This is a genomic window from Chondrinema litorale (assembly GCF_026250525.1).
GTDB lineage: Bacteria > Bacteroidota > Bacteroidia > Cytophagales > Flammeovirgaceae > Chondrinema > Chondrinema litorale.
Genome location: NZ_CP111043.1, coordinates 1,684,550 through 1,708,414, shown reverse-complemented (window position 1 = coordinate 1,708,414; position 23,865 = coordinate 1,684,550). Strand labels below are relative to the sequence as shown.

The window sequence follows — 23,865 nt, the reverse complement described above, 5'->3', positions numbered from 1 at the left end:
AATAGCACATTTACAATACAAATAATTGTGATTTAACCTGAAAATTAAATTTATATAAGTATTTCCTTTAGATATGTTTTAGGTTAAAATGCTGTTTTGCTAATTATTTGGCAATGAAATAAGGGTTTTATTAGTGGTTTTATTAATATTTGTTATAAAAAAATTACAACTACTATTTCAAAAATTAATTTTTAATGTATATTTGTTGTTACCTAAGTATTAATACTTATTTATTTATACCAATATACTACTAATAACACCTTAACAACACATTCCCGACTTAACTAATAAGTGTCTTTTCATTTACGTCAACTTATATCCTTCTCAAATAGAAGGAGTGCTTTTGTATTACCCTTTTTGTAATCTAAACTATTATGGAAAACCTTTTTACTGGAATGTTACTTAATGCAGTAAGTGTAGCCGATACACTTATGTTGGCTGAAGCCACAAAAACGGTGGCCGATGTCTCTGATACTGCTGATGCTAGTGCTGTTGATATGGCTAATCAACTATCTGCACTTTCTCTTACAGCCAATAACATCTGGATGATGATTTCTACTGCTTTGGTATTTATTATGCACTTGGGATTCGCAGGTGTTGAAGCAGGCTTTACTCAAGCAAAAAATACCGTTAACATATTATTTAAAAATACGCTTACGCCAGCAATAGGGCTTATTACCTATGCTTTTTTTGGCTTTAACTTAATGTACCCTGGTTTTGAAGCTCCAGGATGGTTAGGTTTTGCTGGTTTTGGTCTTCCTGCTCCAATTGTAGATGGCAGCTTAGATCTTTCTTATAATACAGGTTATACTTACTGGACAGATTTCTTGTTCCAAGGTATGTTTGCAGCAACTGCGGCAACTATTGTTTCTGGTGCTGTAGCAGAAAGAATTAAAATTTCTGGATATTTTATCTTTACAGTATTCTTTGTTGGTTTGGTTTATCCAATCGTAGGAAGTTGGAAATGGGGTGGTGGAGCCCTAGACGAAATGGGATTCTATGACTTTGCAGGTTCTACTTTAGTACACTCTGTTGGTGGCTGGGGAGCACTTGCTGGTATCATCGTATTAGGTCCTCGTATTGGAAAATATGTGGATGGTAAAACTAACGATTTCCCTGGTTCTAGTGTGCCTTTAGCTGTAATTGGTGTTTTCTTATTATGGTTAGGCTGGTTCGGATTTAACGGTGGTTCTGTACTTTCTGCTGATCCTGCTGCTGTTTCTCTTGTTCTTGTAACAACCTCTTTAGCTGCTGCTGCTGGTGCAGTTGGTGGTACAATTGCTGGTGTAATCGCATTCAAAAGATTAGACCTTGGTATGGCTTTAAATGGTATTCTTGCTGGTTTAGTAGGTATTACTGCTGGTGCAGACCAAATGGGCTTTATCGATGCAATAATTATTGGTCTTATAAGTGGTGGCTTGGTAGTGTTATCAGCTGTAACTTTAGATAAATTAAAACTTGACGATTGCGTTGGAGCTGTTTCTGTACACTTAACTTGCGGTATCTTCGGTACATTAGCTGTAGGTATGTTTGGTGCAATGGCTAGCTTCGATCAATTCTTAACTCAATTAATCTCAGTGCTTATCTGTGGAGTTGCTGCTTTCGGATCTGCATTCTTGATATTCTTCGTGATAGACAAGATTATGGGCTTAAGGGTATCTCCTGAGCACGAAAAAGCTGGTCTTGATAGCCACGAACACGGCATAAGAGGATATACTATTATATTCGACGAATGATCTGATACCTGTGTGGTAATCACTGGAACGGGAGATAAAATTTATCTCTTGTTCCTTAATATGCTACACAGATAATAAAGTACACAACGTGCATCAGGTACTTCAAACCTTATTAAGTGGCATTAAAATACACACATCTGGTAAATGCAGATTTGCTGTTAAAACAGAAAAGGAACTAGTATTTTTTAAGGGTTATTATGGATAGTAACTCTGTTATGTTTAATGTTTTAACTATTAAATTAAGTCTTTTTGCAGGTGTGTGAATTTTGTAAGCTATTTACTGAAAATTATATACTACACACGACTTAGTGATATTAAAGAAAGCAGAATAAATCTGTTAGTGGTATTTTTTGACTTTATTTTCAAACATCCTATAAATCAATTAACCACAAATTATAATAGAAGATGGTGTTTAACGCAGGAAAGATTTGAGTTTGATAAGTAATACCCCTTAGAAATAATATCATTTAATTTAATCAAAATTTCGATAACGCTTTTTATGATTTCACACAGGAGGATATAAACCTATGCGATGTGTTTTTCATATCCGGGAATGTCCAAATCAAACTAACTAGCCAATATTTAATCAATTAATAAAAGGAATAAAATCTATGAAAAGGTTATTTTTACTGACTGTTGGTATTGTATTATTTCAATTAAGTTATGCACAGGATGAGCCTGCTCCTGTTACAATTTCAGGTTCTGTTGATACTTACTATAAATATGATTTTTCTGACCACGAAAATATAGGAACAAGCTTTGGCGAAGACCAAAACTCATTTTCTATTGGTATGGCAAATCTTATTTTTTCAGGAGAAACAGGTAAAGCTTCATTCGTAGCAGATTTATCATTTGGTCCGCGTTCTGCTGGTTCTTTACCAGGTGGTAACTCAGGTGCATTCGACCCATCATTTAACATCCAAAACCTATATGTTTCTTATGCACTTACAGATAAATTAAGTGTAACTGGTGGTTATATGGGTACATTCGTAGGTTACGAAGTAATCTCACCAGTTGGAAACTTCAACTACTCTACTTCTTATCTATTCACAAATGGTCCTTTCCAAAATGCAGGTTTAAAATTTGACTATGCATTTTCTGACAAAGTAGCATTAATGGTTGGTTTATTTAACGACTGGAATGTTTACTCTGACGAAAACGATGTGGCTGACTTCGGTGCTCAGTTATATTTATCTCCAGTAGATGGTTGGGATGCTTACATTAACATGATCACTGGTCCTGAGTCAGGTACTGAGTTCGACATTACTACTACTTACCAAATTACAGATGCATTTATGTTAGGCTTAAATGCGGCAACTTATTCTGCACCAGATTTCGAATCAGAAGGTGGTGATATAGATGGTGGATCTTTCACTGGTGCAGCTTTATATGCTCAATATGCATTTACAGATGCTTTCTCTTTAGGTTTAAGAGGTGAGACTTTCACAGACGACAACCTTGGAATACTTTCTGAAGGTAAAGCTAAAGTAACTGCTTTCACTATTTCTGGTAACATTGGTTCTGGTCCTCTTAAATTAATCCCAGAGCTTCGTTTTGATTCTGCAGATCAAGAAGTATTCTTAGATGCAGACGATGCTCCTACAAAAACTGCTGTTCAGTTTCTAGTAGCTGCTGTATTCGGATTCTGATCTTAGTGTTTTATATAAAATTGAAAGGCTCTCTATAAGGGAGCCTTTTTACACATTATCTTATACTCATTATTAACCATCAAAGATTTTAAATCTTTGCAACGATTGTAAGTGTCATGTTTCGATTCCTTTTCTTATTAAGCAACTTATTATACTTTAATACTACTTCTATTGGTCAGGAAAATATTTTTCCTTTTGACGATACCGGAAATATACTTTATTATGAAGTAGTAGAAACACCTGATAATAACACAGAAGAACTTACCAAAAAGGCGAAAGAGTTTTTTAAAGCCTGGTACGACATTAAAGACAAAAAATTAGAAAAACTGATTTCAAAAAAATATAGCTATTTAACTTTTAACGAAGAGGAGAAGGTATTTGAGAGCAAACAAGAGTATGTGATCTATCCGGGTAGGTTATTAAAACATGCTAAAGGCGCTGTTAGCTATAAGCTTGTTGTAGAATTAAAAGATAATAAATATCGCTATTATATTAATAATTTTGTGTTTCATCCATACGAATTAAACAGGTATGGAAAATATGTTCCGGCTTCGGGTAAATCTGTTGCCTTAAACATGATTACACTTAAAGAGGAATTGCTTAAAGAAAGTGATTGCTTACAATTAGAAGAAGCATTACAAAGAAACATAACTATGTTAGAAGATTTTATGAGTAAATCTCTTCTGGTGGCAGATACCACAGAAAAGAAAAGCGCTCCAATTAGTTCTGACTGGTAAGAATATAAATTAAGGTTAGATTTTCTATCCTACTCTATTTATCATTTGGGGTTTGTAAAAAAGTTCTTTGGCTTCAAAGAGCTTTTTTTTCTGAAAAAGTAAAATGAGCTCAAAAATGATGGGTACAAGAAAAATGGTATTTTTATTTATTTTACAGAAATAGCTATTAAGATTCAGCTATTTTTTGTAATTTGAATATTTGACTTAAAACAAATTTCTAACCTGCCAGCTAACTTTGGCAGTTTTACTAAGAGGTTAGCTACCTCTTTTTTTGAGTGAAAAAATATGCAATTAAAACCTGTTAATGATCAGCAGAAGAAGCAACGTATTGACAAGCAGGCTTTTAAAAGATTACTTTTACTTTATAGTCTTGCTGTTGCGGCTATCGCTTTGGTTGTTATAGTGAGTGAACGTTATCTGCAGTTTCAATTAAACAGACAGTTATACGATTCAAGGGTAGTAAATCTTGCGGGCAGACAAAGAGCTTATTCACAACAAATAGCAAAAGATTTATTAATCATTAGTCTTTCAGAAAAAGGCTCAGATAGAAGAGATGCTTTAACTGATCTTAAAAACTCATTAGAGATTTGGACAAAAACGCATTATGCCTTAATGTATGGAGACTCAGCCCTTCATCTGCCTCAAAATAACACTGTAAGTCTTGATGAAAAATTTGAGAGGTTAACTGTAATTCAGTTAGCAATTTCGGCTAGTGCACTAGAGGTAATTGTTAAGCTGGAAGAAGATATGGATATTCCCGTAGCCGAGATTACCCCAGCCATTAAAAAAGTAATGGAGCTAGAAAAGTCATTTCTAAACGACATGGATGAAATAGTAAAGCTTTATGAAATTCTGGCAAAAAGGAAGGTAGAAAGGGCAAAAAATATACAATCAATTCTGGCAATAATATCTTTAATTATACTGGTGCTAGAAGTGTTTTTTATATTTAGACCAGTAGCTTTATATGTAAGGGGGCATTTGCGTACACTGCTGCATTCAGAATGGTTGTTGAAGCGAACTGTACAAAAATCTGAGCGTTTACAAAAGTCTTTAGAAGAGTCTAATAAAGATTTAAGAAATATTCATTTCGCTTTAGAAGAAGCAACACTTTTTGCCCGAGCTTTTAAAAATGGGGAGATATATTATATAAGTGAAAATTTTCTAGACAGCCTGCAATTTGATCCCAGTAAAAAATTTACATATAATCTCTTTAACCTTATTAATCTAAAAGATTGGATAAACGAACTGGCAGCAAATAACGCAGAAAGAAGTGTTTGGCGGAGTGAGTTAAAAGTGAGAACCTATAATAACTCTACACTTTGGCTCGATGCTAGAATTGTTCCTGTATTTAATGAGGTTAATGAATTACACGATTTATTAATTATATGCAGTGATATTACAAACAGAAAATGGGCTGAGCAAAAAGTTTATCAGCTTAATAGAGAAAAATATTTGCGAAAAGCCGCTGAACAAAGAGAAAACTCTATCAGAATTATAGATGCTTTAGAAAAAGAGCGAAAAAGAGTTTCTAGAGATATCCACGATGGCTTAGGACAATTATTAACCGCACTAAAATTCAATATTCAATCCATCAATCTTCTATATCTCGACAAAGCACAGACGAAACTTGATATAGTAAAAGAACAAATTCCTGATATTATACGGGAAACTAGGCGATTATCTTTTAATTTAGCACCCGGAAACCTAGAAGATTATGGAATAGCTTCTGCATTAAAAACATTGGCTTTAGAGGTAAAAAGACATACAGGAGTTAATGTAGAATTCCATAATAAAACTGACTTTACTGGCAGAATAGATCGAAATCTGGAAGTAAATCTATACAGAATAAGTCAGGAGGCAATTAATAATGCTGTAAAGCATGCAAACCCTAAATATATCTCGGTTTCTATTGAACATAGTGAAGACCTGCTTGAAGTAATAGTAGAAGACGATGGGGAAGGCTTTGAAGAAAAAAAGTTTTTAAGAGGTGGTAGAAAATACGCAGGAACTTCCGGAATTCTAAATATGAAAGAACGTATAAGCTTTTTTGGAGGCAATTTTAATATGACTTCAAAGCCTGGCAAAGGAACAGCTGTACGAATAACTCTGCCTTTTAAAAATATGTTAAGCGTATGATTTATTATGGATGCTATTAAGGTAATTCTTGCCGATGATCATTTACTTGTTCGTAATGGGATTAAGTCTTTACTCGAAAACGAAGATGGAATAGAGGTAATAGGAGAAGCCGCAGATGGAGAAGAAGCACTTGAAAAAACTAAAATGTTAAAACCAGATGTGCTAATTCTCGATATTAGAATGCCAAAGATGAACGGTATTGAAGCCGTTAAATACCTGAAAAAATATTCTCCTAAAACAAAAGCACTTATGCTTACCATGAATGATGCAGAAGAATATGTGCTTCAGGCAATAGAATATGGTGCCACAGGGTATGTTTTAAAGGATGCTAACGAAGAAGAGTTTATTACTGCAATAAAGAAAGTAAACAGTGGCGAAAAGTACTTTACAAGTGCTGTTTCAGATATTTTAGCAATTAATTATATCAAATCTGTTCAAGAGTCTAAAACCAATAGAAAAGGGCTTTTTGAGCTAACTAAAAAGGAAAAAGAGATTTTGCAATTAATTGCTCAGGGTATGAGTAGCAGAGATATTAGCAACAAACTTGAAAGTAGTATAAGAACTGTTCAAGTCCACAGATTTAACATTATGAAAAAAATGCAGGTTAAAAATGTGGTCGAATTAATAAATATAGCACAAGACTACGGACTAATAGAATAAAAAAAGCCGCTTTAAAGCGGCTTTGTCGTTTCTTAGCGAATCGTAATTATTTCTTCTTGTAACGCTGGTTAAATTTCTCAACTCTACCTGCACGGCTCACAAATGTATTTTTACCAGTGTAGAATGGGTGAGAAGCTGAGCTAATCTCAACTTTAACAAGTGGATAAGTATTTCCATCTTCCCATTCGATGTTCTCAGAAGTCTCTATAGAAGAGCGAGTAAGAAATTTAAAGTCGCTACTTAGATCTTGGAATACTACTTCTCTGTATTCTGGGTGAATTCCTTTTTTCATGACTATATATAAATTTTAAGACTTTTCTTTTTTTAGGATTGCAAAGATAGTGAAAATCAACATTATACAAAAAAAGAAATTCTTTTTATCGTTTTTATTGTAAAAAAAAGTAGCACAGTTTATAAAACTGTGCCACAATATAACAATCAGTAGGGCTACATCGACTGTTTAGGTTCTCTCAGCATGAGAATATTTTTATTAAAAAGCGACTCAGTATACTAGTAATAAGCCTGTAAGCACTGGAAGCTTCTCGAGTACTGCTGTTGCAGTATTATATTTTCTTCTGTTTCTAGAATGCACTTTATATTTTCGCTACTTATCTGAAAAGATGATTGTGCTACCTCTTTAAAAATGTATTGAAAAGCACTTAGAAATGCAGTTTCATTTATTTCGTTTTCTTCTGCTTTTTCGTAATATTCCTGTTGTTTCATAAGCACAAACATGATTGCAGATTTTGGAATGTTATATTTCAAATTCCAGAAAATGTTTTCAACTTTTGTGTAAGGAATATATAAAGTGTTCATTTTTTTAACTTTGCGTTTTATATATTCAAATATTGTTTATAAAAATGACATAATCAAGTTTTATTGTTTAAAATTTAAATAATTAACCTTGATTTCATTGTAACTAATTGATATTCAGTATGTAAAAATGTTAATAAAATTAGCTAAATTTTAAGGGTTTGCTATTTGTAATATTTTTTTCAAAAAAATACAGTTATCTAAAACAATCTGCCTAGATGAATTTTTATTAATTTAAAAACAGGCTTATGGAAAAACTTGACATATTTAAAACTTCATTACAGGAAACTTATCCACCTTTTAGTTTGAGTGCTGCTCTACAAGCACTTTGGTATGATGCCAAAGGAGATTGGGATAAAGCTCATGATTTAGCACAAGAGAAAGAAGATCTTGCTGGCAATTGGGTGCATGCCTATTTGCATAGAAAAGAAGGGGATCAGTTCAATGCTTCATATTGGTATAGAAGAGCTCAGCAACCAGTTTGCTGCCTTACTTTAGACGAAGAATGGGAAGAAATAACTAAATCGTTACTTAATCAATAAAAGAGCTAGGGCTCTTATTTTAGGCAAATCCATTCTTGCTCTCAATTATTAAATTGAGATAGTATAATAATATGCTCTACAAACTAAATTTACAGGCTGTTTTACTCTTCTAAGAATACTAATTCCAATACAAATAATTACGACTTAAAGAAAAGCGAAGAAAATTAACCATACAATTACCAGTGTAGGTAATAATATAGGAAGCGAAAATCTTATAATATAGCCAAAGAAAGAAGGCATTTGAATACCTATTTGTTCTGCTATAGATTTTACCATAAAGTTAGGTCCATTGCCAATGTAGGTCATGGCACCAAAGAATACAGCCCCTACAGATATAGCTGTTAACTGAACAACAGAATTAGTAAAATCGCCCATTCCATAAGCAAAGTTAACTACATCCATTTTTTCATTTATTGAACCTCCTTGTGCTGCAATAGCTGCTGTTAAGAAGTTTAGGTAGGTTGGAGCATTATCTAAAAATCCAGATAAGAAACCGGTACCCCAATATAATGTATTATGTGAGATTAATTCTCGTCCTGCGTCAGATGATGCAAAACTGGCTACTAATTCCAAGGCTGGCATCATGGTTCCGAAGATTCCTACAAAAATAAATGCCACCTCTCTAATTGGCTCAAAGTTAAATTCATTCCCTTTAATAGCTTCTTGGCTAGCAAATTTAAAAGACATAAAAGCTACTGAAAACATAATTAGCTCTCTTACAAAAGAGAAGTTTTGCCCATCATACGGAATACTTGGAACCCACTCAAAGCCTTTTACATTAGGATCTAAGAAAACGGCGGCGATTACTACACCCAGCCATAGAAAGTTTTTAGCACCAGTAACTTTTATCTTAGAAGTATAATTTTCAGGTTCATCTGCAAATAGAGGGTTAATTTCTTTGTTTCTTCTATCAAAAAAGTAAAAGATTGCACAAAATAAAATAACCGTAAATAACCATGGGAAAAAGTTGTGAGTAAGCGTCCAGCTAAAAGGAACTCCTTTTAAAAACCCAAGGAAAAGCGGAGGGTCTCCAATTGGTGTAAGACTACCACCAATATTACTTACTGTAAAAATAAAGAATATGATATGATAAGGCTTAATTCTGCTTTTGTTTAACCTAATAAAAGGTCTTATTAAAAGCATAGAAGCTCCGGTTGTTCCAATAATATTAGAGATTATTGCTCCAATAAAAAGCAAGATTACATTTATAATAGGCTTGCCCTTCTTGTCGATTTCAATCAATATACCTCCCGATGCAATGTATAGAGAGGAGAGTAAAGCTATAAACTGGACATATTCAAAAAAAGCATGAATAGGACCATGTGTATTGTGCAATACGAAGATGTAGTAACCTATAACTATACAAGCAAGTAAAACTGCTACTTTCGGATAGTTTTTATGCCAGAAATGTTCGTAAAATAATGGGCCAGTAGCAATCATGACTAATAGTATTACGAAAGGTATTACCGACCATGCAGAAGGTAGATGATGCTCCGCTTCGTGTCCTCCTCCTTCAGAAACTACTTCATTTAGAGTTAAAATATCAGTTGAACTATTGGCGAAAAGTAAATTATCTGTAAACAGGGATAGGCTGATAGTTATTAAAAATATTGCCAGTAGTTGCTTCATGTTGTAGAAATTTCTTTTTGCCTGAAAAATAGAAAATTGTTCAAGTAATTCAAAGATTAATGGATGATTTACAGTTTTTTTTGGAATATTCTAATTTTTTATGTAAGAATTGTTAACCCTTTGAAAAATAAGCGTTCAAGTTATTTTTAGCAATTCTTAAATTAAGATAATTTGCCAGAATGAGATTTTTTTGATTTAAATAATGCTCTAGATCACGTCAGGGACTCAAGCGCCACAGTTAAAGAATTTTTATAAATGCCATTTTTTTCTTTCCCTAATTTATAAGTTTTTTCCAAAGCGTTTAAAATAGTTGTAGAAACATCATGGAATATGGCATCATCTGTTAAATTGATTTCGTCATCTACTTCCATAAGGTAAGCAAAGACTCTGGCCATACCACAATTGGCTATAAAATCAGGAATCAATGAGATGTTATTATCTACCAATGTAGCAATTGGTCCGTGAAAAATTTCCTGATCTTTAAATGGTACATTGGCTCCACAAGCAACTACTTCAAGCTTATTAGCTATTAATTTAGAAACTTGCTCTTTGCTTACCAATCGAGAAGCTGCTGCGGGTATAAAAATTTCGGCAGGTACATTCCATATTTTATTGTTGAGCTCTTCAAAAGAGAGTTTGTTATCAGCAACTAGTGTATTGCCTTTTCTATCGTGAAAAAGTTTTTTAATACTGTGTAAGCCCATTCCTTCCTCATCGATAAGCCCGCCATCTTTGTCAATTATACCAACTATTTTTACACCATGCTTTGCTAAGTACAATGCAGCAGCAGCACCTACATTTCCCCAACCCTGTATAATTGCCCTTTTTCCTTTAGTTTCTCCATTCCAAAGTTGATAGTAATGTCTTACAGATTCAGCAACACCAAAACCCGTAATCATATCAGCAACTGTATATTTCTTGCCAGTATCGGGTATATATTCCTGATCTTCCAGAATTTTAGATACACCTTGCCTTAATCTCCCGATCATGTGGATTTGTTTGGGCAAAGTAGCATTAAAGTGCCCATGTACTATACCTTCTTGTGGATGCCAAAGCCCATAGTCTTCTGTAATTGGGATTACATCTTCTATTTCATCCACATTCATATCGCCTCCTGTTCCGTAGTAGTTTTTTAACAGAGGGATTACTGCTTTATACCATCTTTCTAATACCCCTTTTTTTCTGGGATCAGCAGGGTCGAAGTCAATACCAGACTTGGCTCCACCTATTGCCGGGCCTGATACTGTAAACTTAACTTCCATTGTTTTAGCTAGAGATTCTACTTCTCTTTTGTCTAAGCCTTTTCGCATTCTTGTACCTCCACCAGCTGCTCCTCCTCTTAATGAGTTTATAACTACCCAACCTTTTGCTTCTGTTAGTCTATCGTGCCATTCAAATACAATCTCAGGAGGAGTGTGTTCAAACTTCTCTAGTAATTCTTTCATATTTACATTGGTTAAGAATAATGGTAATGTGTTTACCAAAAAGTTTATGTTAGTAAGTAAATATAATTGTATTCAAAATTATAAGTATAACAACTAAATAAATTAATCTATAATTATTCAGATAGTAATAATATGAGTAGCTTTTTTTAATGCTAATCTGTATTTAGAGTTTCATTTAGTTATTTTCGCAAACCAAATTGGAGTATATACATTTTATATTTAGCGGTATTTAACTATTTAAACTGAGACTAAGCTATTCTTTACTGAATGTATAAATTACTGAAACTCATTATTCCTGTTATCTTTTTGTTGTTGATAACAGATAAATTATTTTCTCAAAGTACAGATGTATTTACTGATGTAGAAATAAGAACCAACAGCGGCATTTTTAGTCTTAAAAATGACATGGTACTTATTAGGGAAGAACCTCATTTATCTTTTTATTACGAAGATGAAAATGAAACAGCAGAAGTATATCTAAAACTAAATCCTCAGATAGCAGATTCTGTTGTCTCTATCGAACCTACTGCCGATTTTGAAATGCTCGATTCTCTTAGAAAAGAAGATGAATTGCTTTATCGTATGAAAGTAAGCTTTAAACGACTTTCTGAAAGTAATTTTTTAAGATTTTCTTTTTTGATAGGAGCAAGCAATAAAGAAAGGGAGATAGTAAGACTATTTCCATATGCAGAGATTAGTGCAAGTTTAAATATACAAGAAAGAGATTTGTTTGTAGGTGAAGAAAAAACCTATGAATTATATACAGATTTGCCTGAAAATATCAAGTTGCAGCCTTCTTGGGAAAGCGATGGAAATATAAAATATCGATTGACGCGAAGAAGCAATCAAATAATGCTGCATTTATTACCAGAGAAAATTGGAAAGCACACCTTTCAATACAATGTTAAGCTAAATCGACCTTATTTTGATGCAAATGGTAAAATTCAATACGAATATCCATTAGATACTTTGCAGTTCGAAATAAAAGAAAGTAGGCTGGCTTTTTTAAATATTGATCAGGAAGAGATTATACTAGAAACTAACCAGAGATATAAAAGTCAAGATATTCAAATTGATCATCATAGGAATTTAAAATTGCATAAGACTTATCGGATTGAGGAAAAAGAACAACCAGGTGGAGCTCTAATTGCAGAATTATTTACCCAAGATCAATTGAGTAATGGGAGAATGCTTTGTGTGTTGCGGGTATATGATTACCACAGATTGTCAGATGGGTATCTATATATAAAAGATGGAGACGAAGCCCGGTTTTTAACCAACTTTTCAATCCGACATAATACGAAAGTAAGTAAAGTAAGCATTCAGCGAAATGGTGGCGAGTGGACAGAAAACCTTTCGGTATATCCGGGTGAGATTATAGATGTAAAAGTGGAAGGAGATGCACTGGATAGGGCAGGCCTTCGCTTCGAAGGTTTATTTCGAATAAGAACAGATTCGACTGCTGGAAACGAAAACAGACAGGTTTTTACCTTAAATATTCCCCTTTCTATTTATAAGAAAAAAATTGAAATGTTGAATTATGGTGAGCCAACAGGCCATCAGTTAACTGTGCAGGAATACCAGCGACCTAAAGAATTAAACTTTGTAAATATAGATTATGGTGCAGGCAAAATGCCGGTGACAGATATTACAACAACTATCTTTTATGATAAACCAGTAAAGGATATTGTTTTTTCATTTGATGATACCACTATAGATAGCTTAGGTGATTTATATGGTAAACAATACCTTTTTATGGAAGTGCAAGTGGTGAATAATAAGCGCCAGTTGATTGACATGAAAGAAGTTGAAAATATTACGATTTGTCCGGGAGGGAATTCGCTGCGAAAAAATTATTATGACAAAAAGGATTGCCAGAACTCAAACATTAACCTTAATAATATATTAAGAACCAAAACGCATGAATTAGGAGAATGGTCGAGAATTGAAATCACTATCGGGCATGTTTCCAACAAGTATCACGAAAGGATTTATCAGCAAAAGATTGAGATTATTCTCTCTAGAAAATCAACCTTCGATATTGATATTTCTTTTCCAGCAGGTTTACTTACAATGACGCAGGGCGAAGATGAGATCTCATCTTTAGGGGGTATTAGTTTAGCTGCAATAGCTCAGTTTACTTTTTATAAATCTGAGATGATTGAAAAGGCAAAGCCATACAGAGCTGGTATAGGTATTTTGGCTTTTGATGCATTTAACTTTAGTGAAAGTGCAACACGATATTTGGCTTTAGTTGCTCTTGGTTCGGTTTATCCGATAAATAGGAGTAATAGTAAATTAAACTTCCCACTACATATAGGTGGTGGGTATCGGATAGACAATGGGAAGTGGTTCTTCTTGGTTGGGCCAGGTATAAGAATTAGTTTTTAAAACTAATTCTTATTTCCAGTTAGCTTATTTTGCTGAGGTTTGATTTTAACCACAAACCAGCAATAATACTTTTTGCATCGGTAATAGTGCCATTTTCAACTGCTGTTATAAATTCATCAGCAGAAAAATACATCAACTCAATGTCTTCGTTTTCATCATCGAGTCCACCACCATTATGCACCTTTGCATCTTCATCAATTTTCCCAAAATACAAAAGTATTCTTTCAGAGGTGCCTCCTGGTGATACAAAGAATGTATTGATATGCTCAACTTCTGTTGGTAAATACCCAATCTCTTCTTCTACTTCGCGCTTAATTGCTTCGGCTGGGTCTTCTCCTTTTTTTAATCCGCCTGCAATTATTTCCAGTATCCAACCTTCTCCTTTATTATAAGCAGGTAGTCTAAACTGTTTTGTAATAATAAATTTTTGTAAGGAGGTGTGCCAAATAAGTGCTGCTACAGAATCTCCTCTTTCGAGACTGAGCAAACGCACTCTATTACTCATTTCACCATCTACTTTTTCAAATTCTAATTGTACTTCTTCTACTTTTAAAAAGTCTTCAAGCAACCATTTGCGATTGAAAATATTTACTTTTTTCATTTACGACACATTAATTTTTTCCTTATCTACGTCCTTCATTCGTTTGAAGTAGTCTATAGATGCTTCTTTCACTTTAGGAGAAAGTAGCAACGCAGAAATCATTGTTGGATAAGCCATTACAGCGTACATCCCATCAATCAAGTTTATTACTGCATTTATAGAAACAACTGAACCCCAGATTATTGTTGCGACATAAAATATTCTATAATGTAATTGGTATTGTGTTCCGAATAAAAACGAAATACACTTTGTACCATAATACGAAAATGAGAATAAGGTAGAAAATGAGAAGATCAATACGCAAATTAATAATAGAATAGGGCCTGCAGTCGGCATTACACTCCCAAAAGCAGAAGCTGTTAACGTTACTCCATTATCATCACCAGTTTTCCATACGCCAGTTATTATAATGGCGAGAGCCGTCATAGTACAAACAATAAGTGTATCTATTGCTGGGCCTAACATGGCTACTAATCCTTCTCTTACTGGTTCTTTTGTTTTAGCCGCTCCATGCATCATAGGTGCGGTGCCAATACCTGCTTCATTAGAGAATGCTGCTCTTTTTGCACCTTGTCTTATTACTTCTCCCACAACACCGCCTAAAACGGCATTTCCAGTAAATGCATCAGTGAAAATTAAAACAAAGCTTTCTGGTATTAATGTGATGTTAGATAAAATGATATACATTACAATACCTACATAGGTAACAACCATAAAAGGCACCATTTTACCTGCAACCATCGCAATTCTATGAATCCCCCCAAAAATTACAACTGAAACTATAATTACGATAATTATACCTGTAATAAGGTCTGAAAGAAAAGTGGGACCAAAGTTATTTGTAAAATATGCAGATTCAATTAACAAGTCATTAGGAATAAGAAATACATCTCTGATAACCTGAGTAAGCTGATTTGCCTGAAATATTGGTAGACAGCCAAATAAACCAGCAATGGAAAATACAACTGCCAAAGGTTTCCATTTAGTGCCTAGTCCTTCCATAATTACATACATGGGGCCACCTTGCACTGCACCATCTGAGTCTTTTCCTCTATACATAATAGAAAGTGTACAGGTGAAAAACTTGGTAGCAATACCAAAAAATGCACTTATCCACATCCAAAATAAAGCTCCGGGGCCACCTAGCGTTATTGCAACTGCTACACCACTTATATTACCCATACCAACTGTAGCCGCAATTGCACTAGCTAAAGCCTCGTAGTGGTTAATATCTCCGGGATCGTCTGGGTTATCGTATTTACCTCTTAATACTTTTATTGCGTGGCCGAAATATTGAAAGGGAAGGAATCGGGAGTAAAGCATAAAGTAGAAACCTCCTCCAAGTAAGAGTACTAACAGCGGAGTACCCCACATAAAATCGCTAAAGTTTTGTAGTATTTCTTCTATCAAAATCTGTGAGTGTTTTTTTGTAGTCAATAGTTTAAAGCTAATAAAAATAAGTCTTATTCTTTTTATGAAGCCAAACTATAAAAACTTTTTGGAGGCAATGGATTCAGTATTATCATTTTTTTTAGGCATTGGTGTTTGTGCTATTCTTTGAATAATTATATGTAATTATTTAAAAAATTAAACTGGTGAATTTTGTGATGGTATGCCATTAAAATAGTACAATAATTATTAGGATGGCTCAGGCTTTTTTCTAATTTAGAATAGTAAATGAAAATGAATCCATCAATCAAAAAAAATCAACAATAAGATATGAATTGACCTAATACTTATTGCGATGAAATTTTTTCTGTTTCTGTCCCCTATATTTTTAGGATCGTCACTTTCTGTTTACTATTATTTGCTCAAGGAGATTGATTTTATGAAAAGCTTCATACTGCTTTTCAGTACATTTTTTTTCTTCTTTATTTGTCTGATTTACATTGTGCTTAAGAAACACTCCCGCAACTATGTGGACACAGTTTTTTTAAGCATTATGCTAAGCAGTGTCACTTTACCTGTATGCTACTTTTTGTATAAGTATTTTTCAGAGCAAGCACTATTTCTTGTAATGATGGGAAGTACAATGGTTTATGTACTTATGCTAGTGGTGGGTTTAAGAATTATAAAGCGCTGGTACAACTATGTTGTTCCTTACTTGGAAAGGTAAAAGCTGGTAGGTTTTCCGGGAAAATATTCCCGGAAAGCAGCTTTTCATTTTTACCAGGTTGTAGCTTTAAGCTCTCTAATTGCTTTAAGAATATCTCTTCGACTTACTTGGCCAACCAATTTTCCATTGTGAACTACTGGGAACTTTCTAAAATGAGTAGTTAAGAATTCATTGGCTACCTCTAGTATGTTACTGTCTATTGAAACAGTTTTTACAACGGGAGACATATAATCGCTTACCTTCTTATAATTATAAGGTAGGTTGTTGTAAGCGCTGTCAATAATAATTCTAAGACAGTCTTTTTCTGTGATCATCCCAATGATATTTCTTTCATCATCTAATACAGGAGCACCAGTTAATTTTTTGCTAAGTATAATTTCTATAGCTTCATTAATAGTAACATCAGGCTTTAAGGTAATTTCGTCTCTTGCCATATATTTTTTAACAGAGGGATAATTCGCTTTGCCCATTGTTGCGGTGTCGTCGGCACGTCTTGGTGTAAAATTCATGATGTTAAGGTTTTTGAGTTAAAAGATAAGGAGTTAGTAATCGCCCAAATAATTAAATAACTCAAGAGAATTAGGAGTTAAAGCTTATTCAGCGGGTTTTTAAAAGTTATTTAATGTATAGAATGGACTTGGGAGGTTAGTATAGGTAGCTGGATTATACAAATTATGGCTTTTAACCATTACAAAAGATAGTAAAAAAAAATGAATTTTCCTATACCTACGTTGGGAGAGGTGGCTAAACTTAATTAAATAGTAATTAATTCTTAGGATTGTAAATTGTTATTAAGAGAAGTAATATGTTACTTTTTCGCCTCCTAATAATACTAGGTAAGTAAAAAATATTCCCCAGAAAATTGCACTAGCAAGCATTGATGAGAAGATTTTCATTTTTTTTTCGCCAAATGAGACAGCTATAGCAGCGCCAATAGGTGGGCTAAATAATAGTGGAGTTAGAAATGCTACACCCCATACACCGTATTTGCGCCAGATTTTGACAACTTTTCGGTTTCTGGGTGAAAAAATTCTTCTTTTACGAAAAAATAACCTTAATACCTTATCTCTTAAACTACTTCCAGCATAAGCAATAATAATAACAGTAGCCATCATACCTAAAACTGTAGTTATAATAGTTTCAAGTTGAGATAGCTCAAGAAAGTAACCTGTAACTGGGCCTAAAATAAATTTAAAAGCACTTACAGAAAAGACAGTAAAATACTTTTCCATTAAATAAATCATGAGTTTCAGTTACTATATAAAATAAAAGCCTGGTAAATTGTTTAAAAAAATCAGGCAGCTATTAGAATTGAATAAGTGTAATAAAAGTAAATTGAAAGAAGAATGCTGCCCTGCAATCTACCCAATCTTTTCTTAAATACCATAAGTGGTAATAGGGCTAAAGTAACTCCTAACATCCAGAACATATCTCCCATAATGGCACTGCTCACATGGATGTCTTTAATAATGCTAGTGATTCCTAATATTGATAATACATTGAAAATATTAGAACCCATTAGGTTACCAATAGCGAGATCAGTATTTTTCTTTAAAGCTGCTACAATAGATGTGACTAATTCAGGTAGGCTTGTGCCTATAGCAAGCACAACAATTCCAATTATTCTTTCAGAAACCCCCATTCTAATAAATATATCTTTGGCACTTCCTACAAACCATTCAGAGCCGAAGTATAAACCAAGACAACCAATAATAATTAAACCGAAATCTGCTCCCCACTTAATCAAAGGAGTTTTTTCTTCTATTACTGTTTCTTCTTTTTCAGCTTCTATTGCTTTACTAGCCTGTCTCGATTTTCGTATTAAATAAAATATGTAAGCTATAAGAATAATTACAAAAAGAATTCCCTCTTGTCTTTCGAGGTAATTTTCAAGTACTAGAACATATAATAAAAATGAACTACCCATAGCCATTGGCCAGTCTATTCTAATACTATTACTATTTATATTGATAGGTGAAAAAACTGCGGTTAATCCTAAAACAAGAGCTAGGTTGCAAATATTAGAACCAATTACATTGCCCATTGTCATATCTGGACTGCCTTGTAAAGCAGATTGTACACTAATGAAAAGCTCTGGTGAAGAAGTACCAAATGCAACAATGGTGAGTCCGATTACTAAAGGTGAAATTTTAAGTCTTAAAGCGATATTGGAGGCACCTCTAACAAGTATATCACCTCCTGCAATTAGAATAATTAGCCCTGCAATTAAAAATAAAGTTTCGTACATGTTATCAAATTTTTTCACCGAATGATAGGTCTCCGGCATCACCAAGACCAGGAACTATATAAGACTGTTTGTTTAATGTGTCATCTAAAGCACCAAGCCAAATATTGCTATTTGGTAGTTTTTGTTTTACATATTCAACCCCTGGCTTACTTGCAATTGCAGCGACAAGATGAATACAATGAGGTTTACCTCTTTGAATCAAAGACTCATAAGATTTTATAAGTGATTTGCCTGTTGCCAGCATGGGGTCGATTATGATCAGAGTTTTATCTTCAACTGAAGGAGAAGCCATGTATTCCATATTGATATAAATCTCTTCACCTTCGTTTTCACTTTCTGCTCTGTATGCACCAATAAATGCACTTTGAGCTTTATCAAATACTTCGATAAATCCTTGATAAAACGGCAGCCCTGCCCTAAGTATTGTTGCCAGAACTATCTCCTCATTAATAAGCGAAATCTCAGAAGATCCAAGTGGAGTTTTTATCTCTTTTTTGGTAAAATTGAGCTTTTTTGAGAGTTCATAAGCCATAAACCAACCGAGTTTTTTAAGGTTAGTTCTGAATTTTGAGCGGTCTTGCTGTATGTCGATATCACGCATTTCTGCGATGGCATGATTTGCTACTGATGAGTGATCGTTAAAGATGTAAACCATAATACTTTAGAAGTTGAAAAATGCAGATAGACTATTTTGTTAATCGCGTATATTAAAAAATAATGGTTTTGTTTAACAGTAATCAAAATTACAATAATTAATGTAATTGCTTTGATTCAATAATTCAATTAATATTTATTCGAATCGAATTTTGATGTTCACCAAACTAGATATTGAAAATCGCTTATTCAATTATTTCGTGTTTACGCGATTTTATTCTGGGTTTTTGTTTGCCTTGTAGTAATTCCTGTTTATTAAGTTCTACTACTTTTTCAGAAGGTTTGTAATTTGAAAGATTGTTTAATGAAGGTTGTCCTGCATTCACCCAGCAAGTAAACCAAAAATCTGCCACCATTTTAATAGAAGCTCTAAGTCTTCTTTCAACCTGATTATTTAATGCTTCGTGGTAAGCTTCACAAAACTTTGTAGAGTATACTTTGGTCGTAGCATTGTTTCTTTCTTCGAAACTGAATTTTTTATCTTCACCTATTTTCTCTGTAATCGTTTTTTCGATTGATAAAACAGAGTCAAGGCTGTTATTCGCATTTCTTACAGCAGACCACGCTGTTTGTAATGGATTATCAAGATAGGTTGCATCTTCAAATAAGAGGTCATAATCATTAGCGAAAAGTTCTACAAGTCTAGATTCCCACAAACCGTGTATGCCATGCTGGTTGGTAAGTTGGCCATTATAGTTACTTGTAGTATGTAAAGGTACATTGGCATCTGCTATATAATGGCCTATTTCAGCGGAGTATTTTAGTATCAATTCTGGGTTGTTTTGTTCAAAAGCTTTAGTTAAACGAAAGCTCATAGAGTAGATATGCCAAGGTACAATTCCATAACTTGTTAAAGAATCTTCGGAATACTTTTCCACAGCTTTTTTCCAAGTTATAGGAATGCTATCGTTTATTGCTTCTTTATAGAGGTCTAGATCTATGTAATGTTTAGGTGCTTCTCCTTCTATCAAATATCTTCTTGCATCTGGATTTACAGAACTTTCTTCAATCAGTTGTATGTTTTGTTTATAAAATGCAAGCATTTCTTGAGGTAGAAGAAAAATAGCAGTGCGGTTTATTAATTTATGTGCTGTAAAACCCCACTTATTCTCGCTTTTTTCAGAAAAAAAAGAAAAAAATACACTTGTAGAAAAAAAATAAATAAAAAATTTCGAGTGTGTCATAATGTAATAAAGGACTAATATTTGAGTAAGGTTTGTTCATTTTGATTAAGTAAAAGTTAAACAAAACTTCTTTTTTAGTTTAACTATTCCCTCTTTATATTGTATATATCCTTTTTTAATCCTCAATGTGTGGAGTATTCTCCACAGCTTTTATACACTTCCTTATTATATACTTATGTAATGTTTTTTTAATAAATGTAAACAAAACGCACTATTTGTGTTTAATCTTTGACTCATGAATGTTAAACAAAAATTTGCAAGTTTGTTTAAAAAACTTTACATTTGGTTCAACAAAACAATTAAATAGGCAAAAGCAAGAAATTAAAAATATGACAGCACTTGAATTCAGTTACTCGTTAAGTCAAATGACTACATCTTTAAAGCCTTTTGCATTGAAACTTACAAAGGATCACGAAGAAGCAAACGACCTTTTACAAGAAACGATGCTTAAGGCATATACCAATAGAGATAAATTCGCAGAAGGTACAAACCTGAAAGCGTGGTTATATACAATTATGAAAAACACTTTCATTACTAACTATCAAAGATTAGTAAGAAGAAATACCTTCATAGATTCAACAGATAATTTACACTATATAAATTCTACTGAGAATATTACTCAGAACCTTGCATACTCGTCATTTGCAATGAATGATATGAACAAAGCTATTCAAGCTTTAGATGAGGCTTACAAAGTGCCATTTATGATGCACTTTAGAGGTTTTAAATATCATGAAATTGCAGATCGTTTAGGTATTCCGATTGGTACTGTAAAAAATAGAATCCATATTGCCAGAAAAGAATTAAAAGGGAAGTTAAAAGTCTATGCTAAGAATTAATAGAGCTTCTTCTTTAAATGGCCAATAACCGAACACATTGAATAGCATTGTTAGTATTAGCAATGCTTTTTTAGTTTTTAATGCAAAAAAACTTAAGGCTTGAAAAAAAATATTATAGTAATAGGGGCAGGATTTGCTGGTTTATCTGCTGCTATTAGTCTGGCAGACAAAGGGTTTAGCGTGAAAATACTTGAGAAAAACTCAGTAACAGGTGGAAGGGCGAGATATTTTAAAGAGCAGGGCTTTACATTTGATATGGGGCCTAGTTGGTATTGGATGCCAGATGTGTTTGAGAGTTTTTTTAATCGCTTTGGCAAAAAAACATCAGACTATTACGAGTTAGTGCGATTAGATCCTTCTTATAGGGTGTTTTTTGGTAAAGACGATTTTCTAGATATACCGGCTGAAATGCAGGCAATAAACCAACTGTTTGAAAGTCTGGAGCCGGGAAGTTCAACACAACTTCAGGAGTTTTTGAAGCAAGCAGCTTATAAATATGAGGTCGGTATTAATAACCTAGTTTACAAACCTGGACAGTCGGTAATGGAGTTTATGGATGTAAAACTGCTTTCTGATGTGATTAAGATGGATATTTTCCAGTCTTTTTCTAAACATGTTAGAAAGTTTTTCAAAAATGATAAACTGATTAGACTCATAGAGTTTCCCATTCTATTTCTTGGTGCTACACCAGAAAATACGCCCGCTTTATATAGCTTAATGAACTATGCAGACATTGCACTAGGTACTTGGTATCCTAAAGGGGGTATGCATAAAATAATAGAGGCAATGGTTGCTCTGGCTAAAGAAAAAGGGGTAGAGATTATTACGGGTGAAGAGGTAAAAGTTTTTGATATCGATCAAAAAGACATTACAAAAGTAATTACAGAAAATACAGAGTTTGAAGCAGATGTAGTTGTTGCCGGAGCAGATTACCATCATATTGATAAACAAGTTTTACCAGCCGATTTTAGTAACTATACAGAAAGTTATTGGGATAAAAGAGTGATGGCACCTTCATCATTAATTTTTTATGTAGGTCTCAATAAAAAGCTCAACAAGCTTATACATCATAATTTATTTTTTGATAGAGATTTAGGTCCGCATGCGGTAGAGATCTATGAAAATCCTAAATGGCCAACAGAGCCACTATTCTATGTTTCTGTAACTTCTAAGACTGATGAAACAGTTGCTGAAGAAGGAATGGAAAATGTTTTTATATTAATGCCAGTCGCTCCAGATTTAGAAGATAATGAGGAGATAAGAGAAAAATACTTTAATATTATAGTAGATAGAATTGAAAATATAACTGGGGAAAAATTTAGAGAACATATTATATATACAAGAAGTTACGCCCATAAAGATTTTAAAAAGGACTATCACGCTTTTAAGGGAAATGCTTATGGTTTAGCTAATACCCTTATGCAAACTGCGATTTTAAAGCCAGGATTAAAGAACAAAAAGTTAAACAATCTCTATTATACAGGCCAGCTAACTGTACCCGGACCCGGAGTTCCCCCTTCTTTAATTTCGGGAATAGTAGTCGCAGATGAAGTTGAAAAGCAGTTTAGTTAATTTTCAGATTTAAACATATGCAAAATGGATCATCAGTTACTTTTTGATAAAACCACTTATAAGTGCAGTAAATTAATTACTCAAGAGTATAGTACTTCTTTTACAATGGGCATACAGGCATTAAATAAAAAATACCACATGCCAGTTTACGCCATTTATGGTTTTGTTCGATACGCTGATGAAATTGTTGATACTTTCCATCAACACGATAAAAAATTACTACTAGATAGATTTAGACAAGATACCTACAGAGCAATAAGAGACAAAATAAGTCTTAATCCTGTATTGCATGCTTTCCAGTTGGTAGTGAATGAGTATCATATTGAGCAGGAGCTAATAGATGCTTTTCTAAAAAGTATGGAGATGGACCTGTATAAGTCTGATTACAATACTGATATGTATGAAGAGTATATTTATGGTTCGGCAGAAGTAGTTGGATTAATGTGTTTAAGGGTATTTTGTAAAGGAGATGATGATGAATACCAAAGGCTAAAAAAGCCTGCTTGTGCTTTGGGTTCGGCTTTTCAGAAAGTGAACTTCTTAAGAGATATGAAAAGCGATTTTGATGAGCGTGGCAGGGTTTATTTTCCAGGGGTAGATTTTACAAAGTTTGATTGTAATGCTAAAGCTGCCATTGAAGCAGATATCCAAAAAGATTTTGACGAAGCTTATAAAGGTATTACACAACTACCTAAAGAGGCGAGGTCTGGTGTTTACCTTGCATATATTTATTATGTTAAACTTTTTCAGAAAATTAAGGCCTGTTCAGCGGCTAAAATTTTAACTGAAAGAATCCGCGTTCCCGACTTTAGAAAATTATTGCTATTTTTCTCAACCTTCGTCAAATACAGATTTAATTAAAATATTTTGGCTGCTTATAAATGATTCCCGTTTTTTGTTGTTGCATTACATA

The 23,865-nt window shown here is 33.5% G+C and carries 21 protein-coding genes; 10 read left to right on the top strand and 11 right to left on the bottom strand.

Annotation, left to right across the window (positions count from 1 at the left end; all coding sequences use genetic code 11):
* The first annotated feature begins 374 nt into the window (after window positions 1-374).
* The 5 genes from OQ292_RS07225 to OQ292_RS07205 all read left to right on the top strand — a co-directional run bounded on the left by OQ292_RS07225 (window position 375) and on the right by OQ292_RS07205 (window position 6,918).
* A complete protein-coding gene (locus tag OQ292_RS07225; RefSeq protein WP_431733759.1) occupies window positions 375-1,736 on the top strand; it encodes an ammonium transporter in 1,362 nt (453 codons plus the stop codon).
* A gap of 611 nt (window positions 1,737-2,347) precedes the next feature.
* Entirely contained in the window at window positions 2,348-3,385 is a 1,038-nt protein-coding gene (locus tag OQ292_RS07220) for a porin (RefSeq protein WP_284685381.1), read from the top strand.
* A 116-nt stretch (window positions 3,386-3,501) separates the two neighbouring features.
* Window positions 3,502-4,122: a DUF4468 domain-containing protein gene (locus OQ292_RS07215; RefSeq protein WP_284685380.1), complete on the top strand. Its 621-nt coding sequence runs from the start codon at window positions 3,502-3,504 to the stop codon at window positions 4,120-4,122.
* Window positions 4,123-4,407: 285 nt separating this feature from the next.
* Entirely contained in the window at window positions 4,408-6,258 is a 1,851-nt protein-coding gene (locus OQ292_RS07210) for a sensor histidine kinase (RefSeq protein ID WP_284685379.1), read from the top strand.
* Window positions 6,259-6,264: 6 nt separating this feature from the next.
* Entirely contained in the window at window positions 6,265-6,918 is a 654-nt protein-coding gene (locus OQ292_RS07205; protein WP_284685378.1) for a response regulator transcription factor, read from the top strand.
* Window positions 6,919-6,964: 46 nt separating this feature from the next.
* Here OQ292_RS07205 and OQ292_RS07200 read toward each other — a convergent pair whose 3' ends face one another.
* Together OQ292_RS07200 and OQ292_RS07195 are read right to left on the bottom strand one after the other, a co-directional pair.
* Window positions 6,965-7,210 (bottom strand): type B 50S ribosomal protein L31, encoded by a 246-nt coding sequence (locus OQ292_RS07200; protein WP_284685377.1) that lies wholly within the window; start codon window positions 7,208-7,210, stop codon window positions 6,965-6,967.
* 218 nt (window positions 7,211-7,428) lie between these two features.
* Window positions 7,429-7,734, bottom strand: coding sequence for a hypothetical protein (locus tag OQ292_RS07195; RefSeq protein ID WP_284685376.1), 306 nt, complete (start codon window positions 7,732-7,734; stop codon window positions 7,429-7,431).
* Window positions 7,735-7,979: 245 nt separating this feature from the next.
* On the opposite strand from OQ292_RS07195, the gene OQ292_RS07190 reads away from it, so the two are divergent.
* The gene (locus OQ292_RS07190) at window positions 7,980-8,273 is read left to right on the top strand and encodes a hypothetical protein (RefSeq protein WP_284685375.1); all 294 of its coding nucleotides are present in this window, start codon (window positions 7,980-7,982) and stop codon (window positions 8,271-8,273) included.
* Between the two features lie 144 nt (window positions 8,274-8,417).
* Here the strand turns inward: OQ292_RS07190 and OQ292_RS07185 are convergent, their stop codons facing one another.
* On the bottom strand, window positions 8,418-9,902 hold the full coding sequence (locus OQ292_RS07185) for a sodium:proton antiporter (RefSeq protein ID WP_284685374.1): 1,485 nt from the start codon (window positions 9,900-9,902) through the stop codon (window positions 8,418-8,420).
* A gap of 212 nt (window positions 9,903-10,114) precedes the next feature.
* Window positions 10,115-11,347: a Glu/Leu/Phe/Val dehydrogenase dimerization domain-containing protein gene (locus tag OQ292_RS07180; RefSeq protein WP_284685373.1), complete on the bottom strand. Its 1,233-nt coding sequence runs from the start codon at window positions 11,345-11,347 to the stop codon at window positions 10,115-10,117.
* 267 nt (window positions 11,348-11,614) lie between these two features.
* Between OQ292_RS07180 and OQ292_RS07175 the strand changes: the two genes are divergently transcribed.
* A complete protein-coding gene (locus tag OQ292_RS07175; protein WP_284685372.1) occupies window positions 11,615-13,738 on the top strand; it encodes a hypothetical protein in 2,124 nt (707 codons plus the stop codon).
* A gap of 19 nt (window positions 13,739-13,757) precedes the next feature.
* Here OQ292_RS07175 and OQ292_RS07170 read toward each other — a convergent pair whose 3' ends face one another.
* From OQ292_RS07170 to OQ292_RS07140, 7 genes are all read right to left on the bottom strand, one after another.
* Window positions 13,758-14,339: an NUDIX domain-containing protein gene (locus OQ292_RS07170; protein ID WP_284685371.1), complete on the bottom strand. Its 582-nt coding sequence runs from the start codon at window positions 14,337-14,339 to the stop codon at window positions 13,758-13,760.
* Complete coding sequence (locus tag OQ292_RS07165; protein WP_431733767.1) at window positions 14,340-15,746, bottom strand: alanine/glycine:cation symporter family protein; 1,407 nt, start codon at window positions 15,744-15,746, stop codon at window positions 14,340-14,342. It abuts the gene before it with no gap.
* Window positions 15,747-16,505: 759 nt separating this feature from the next.
* Window positions 16,506-16,964 carry a CBS domain-containing protein gene (locus OQ292_RS07160; RefSeq protein WP_284685370.1) on the bottom strand — a complete coding sequence of 153 codons (459 nt, stop codon included), beginning with the start codon at window positions 16,962-16,964 and terminating at the stop codon, window positions 16,506-16,508.
* A gap of 282 nt (window positions 16,965-17,246) precedes the next feature.
* A complete protein-coding gene (locus tag OQ292_RS07155) occupies window positions 17,247-17,687 on the bottom strand; it encodes a hypothetical protein (RefSeq protein WP_284685369.1) in 441 nt (146 codons plus the stop codon).
* A 62-nt stretch (window positions 17,688-17,749) separates the two neighbouring features.
* On the bottom strand, window positions 17,750-18,703 hold the full coding sequence (locus OQ292_RS07150) for a calcium/sodium antiporter (RefSeq protein ID WP_284685368.1): 954 nt from the start codon (window positions 18,701-18,703) through the stop codon (window positions 17,750-17,752).
* A 4-nt stretch (window positions 18,704-18,707) separates the two neighbouring features.
* Entirely contained in the window at window positions 18,708-19,358 is a 651-nt protein-coding gene (gene upp, locus OQ292_RS07145) for a uracil phosphoribosyltransferase (protein ID WP_284685367.1), read from the bottom strand.
* Between the two features lie 184 nt (window positions 19,359-19,542).
* Window positions 19,543-20,400, bottom strand: a complete 858-nt coding sequence (locus tag OQ292_RS07140; protein WP_284685366.1) for a zinc dependent phospholipase C family protein — start codon at window positions 20,398-20,400, stop codon at window positions 19,543-19,545.
* A 470-nt stretch (window positions 20,401-20,870) separates the two neighbouring features.
* Here OQ292_RS07140 and OQ292_RS07135 point away from each other — a divergent pair, with 470 nt between their 5' ends.
* From OQ292_RS07135 to OQ292_RS07125, 3 genes are all read left to right on the top strand, one after another.
* Entirely contained in the window at window positions 20,871-21,380 is a 510-nt protein-coding gene (locus OQ292_RS07135) for an RNA polymerase sigma factor (protein WP_284685365.1), read from the top strand.
* A 99-nt stretch (window positions 21,381-21,479) separates the two neighbouring features.
* On the top strand, window positions 21,480-22,952 hold the full coding sequence (locus OQ292_RS07130) for a phytoene desaturase family protein (protein WP_284685364.1): 1,473 nt from the start codon (window positions 21,480-21,482) through the stop codon (window positions 22,950-22,952).
* A gap of 24 nt (window positions 22,953-22,976) precedes the next feature.
* Window positions 22,977-23,813, top strand: a complete 837-nt coding sequence (locus OQ292_RS07125) for a phytoene/squalene synthase family protein (RefSeq protein WP_284685363.1) — start codon at window positions 22,977-22,979, stop codon at window positions 23,811-23,813.
* Window positions 23,814-23,865: the final 52 nt, after the last annotated feature.

Bases quoted from the DNA above. Each gene is read 5' to 3' on its own strand.
- OQ292_RS07225 (WP_431733759.1), top strand. From the start codon at position 375: ATGGAAAACCTTTTTACTGGAATGTTACTTAATGCAGTAAGTGTAGCC.
- OQ292_RS07220 (WP_284685381.1), top strand. From the start codon at position 2,348: ATGAAAAGGTTATTTTTACTGACTGTTGGTATTGTATTATTTCAATTA.
- OQ292_RS07215 (WP_284685380.1), top strand. From the start codon at position 3,502: ATGTTTCGATTCCTTTTCTTATTAAGCAACTTATTATACTTTAATACT.
- OQ292_RS07210 (WP_284685379.1), top strand. From the start codon at position 4,408: ATGCAATTAAAACCTGTTAATGATCAGCAGAAGAAGCAACGTATTGAC.
- OQ292_RS07205 (WP_284685378.1), top strand. From the start codon at position 6,265: ATGGATGCTATTAAGGTAATTCTTGCCGATGATCATTTACTTGTTCGT.
- OQ292_RS07200 (WP_284685377.1), bottom strand. From the start codon at position 7,210: ATGAAAAAAGGAATTCACCCAGAATACAGAGAAGTAGTATTCCAAGAT.
- OQ292_RS07195 (WP_284685376.1), bottom strand. From the start codon at position 7,734: ATGAACACTTTATATATTCCTTACACAAAAGTTGAAAACATTTTCTGG.
- OQ292_RS07190 (WP_284685375.1), top strand. From the start codon at position 7,980: ATGGAAAAACTTGACATATTTAAAACTTCATTACAGGAAACTTATCCA.
- OQ292_RS07185 (WP_284685374.1), bottom strand. From the start codon at position 9,902: ATGAAGCAACTACTGGCAATATTTTTAATAACTATCAGCCTATCCCTG.
- OQ292_RS07180 (WP_284685373.1), bottom strand. From the start codon at position 11,347: ATGAAAGAATTACTAGAGAAGTTTGAACACACTCCTCCTGAGATTGTA.
- OQ292_RS07175 (WP_284685372.1), top strand. From the start codon at position 11,615: ATGTATAAATTACTGAAACTCATTATTCCTGTTATCTTTTTGTTGTTG.
- OQ292_RS07170 (WP_284685371.1), bottom strand. From the start codon at position 14,339: ATGAAAAAAGTAAATATTTTCAATCGCAAATGGTTGCTTGAAGACTTT.
- OQ292_RS07160 (WP_284685370.1), bottom strand. From the start codon at position 16,964: ATGAATTTTACACCAAGACGTGCCGACGACACCGCAACAATGGGCAAA.
- OQ292_RS07155 (WP_284685369.1), bottom strand. From the start codon at position 17,687: ATGGAAAAGTATTTTACTGTCTTTTCTGTAAGTGCTTTTAAATTTATT.
- OQ292_RS07150 (WP_284685368.1), bottom strand. From the start codon at position 18,703: ATGTACGAAACTTTATTTTTAATTGCAGGGCTAATTATTCTAATTGCA.
- upp (WP_284685367.1), bottom strand. From the start codon at position 19,358: ATGGTTTACATCTTTAACGATCACTCATCAGTAGCAAATCATGCCATC.
- OQ292_RS07140 (WP_284685366.1), bottom strand. From the start codon at position 20,400: ATGCTTGCATTTTATAAACAAAACATACAACTGATTGAAGAAAGTTCT.
- OQ292_RS07135 (WP_284685365.1), top strand. From the start codon at position 20,871: ATGACAGCACTTGAATTCAGTTACTCGTTAAGTCAAATGACTACATCT.
- OQ292_RS07125 (WP_284685363.1), top strand. From the start codon at position 22,977: ATGGATCATCAGTTACTTTTTGATAAAACCACTTATAAGTGCAGTAAA.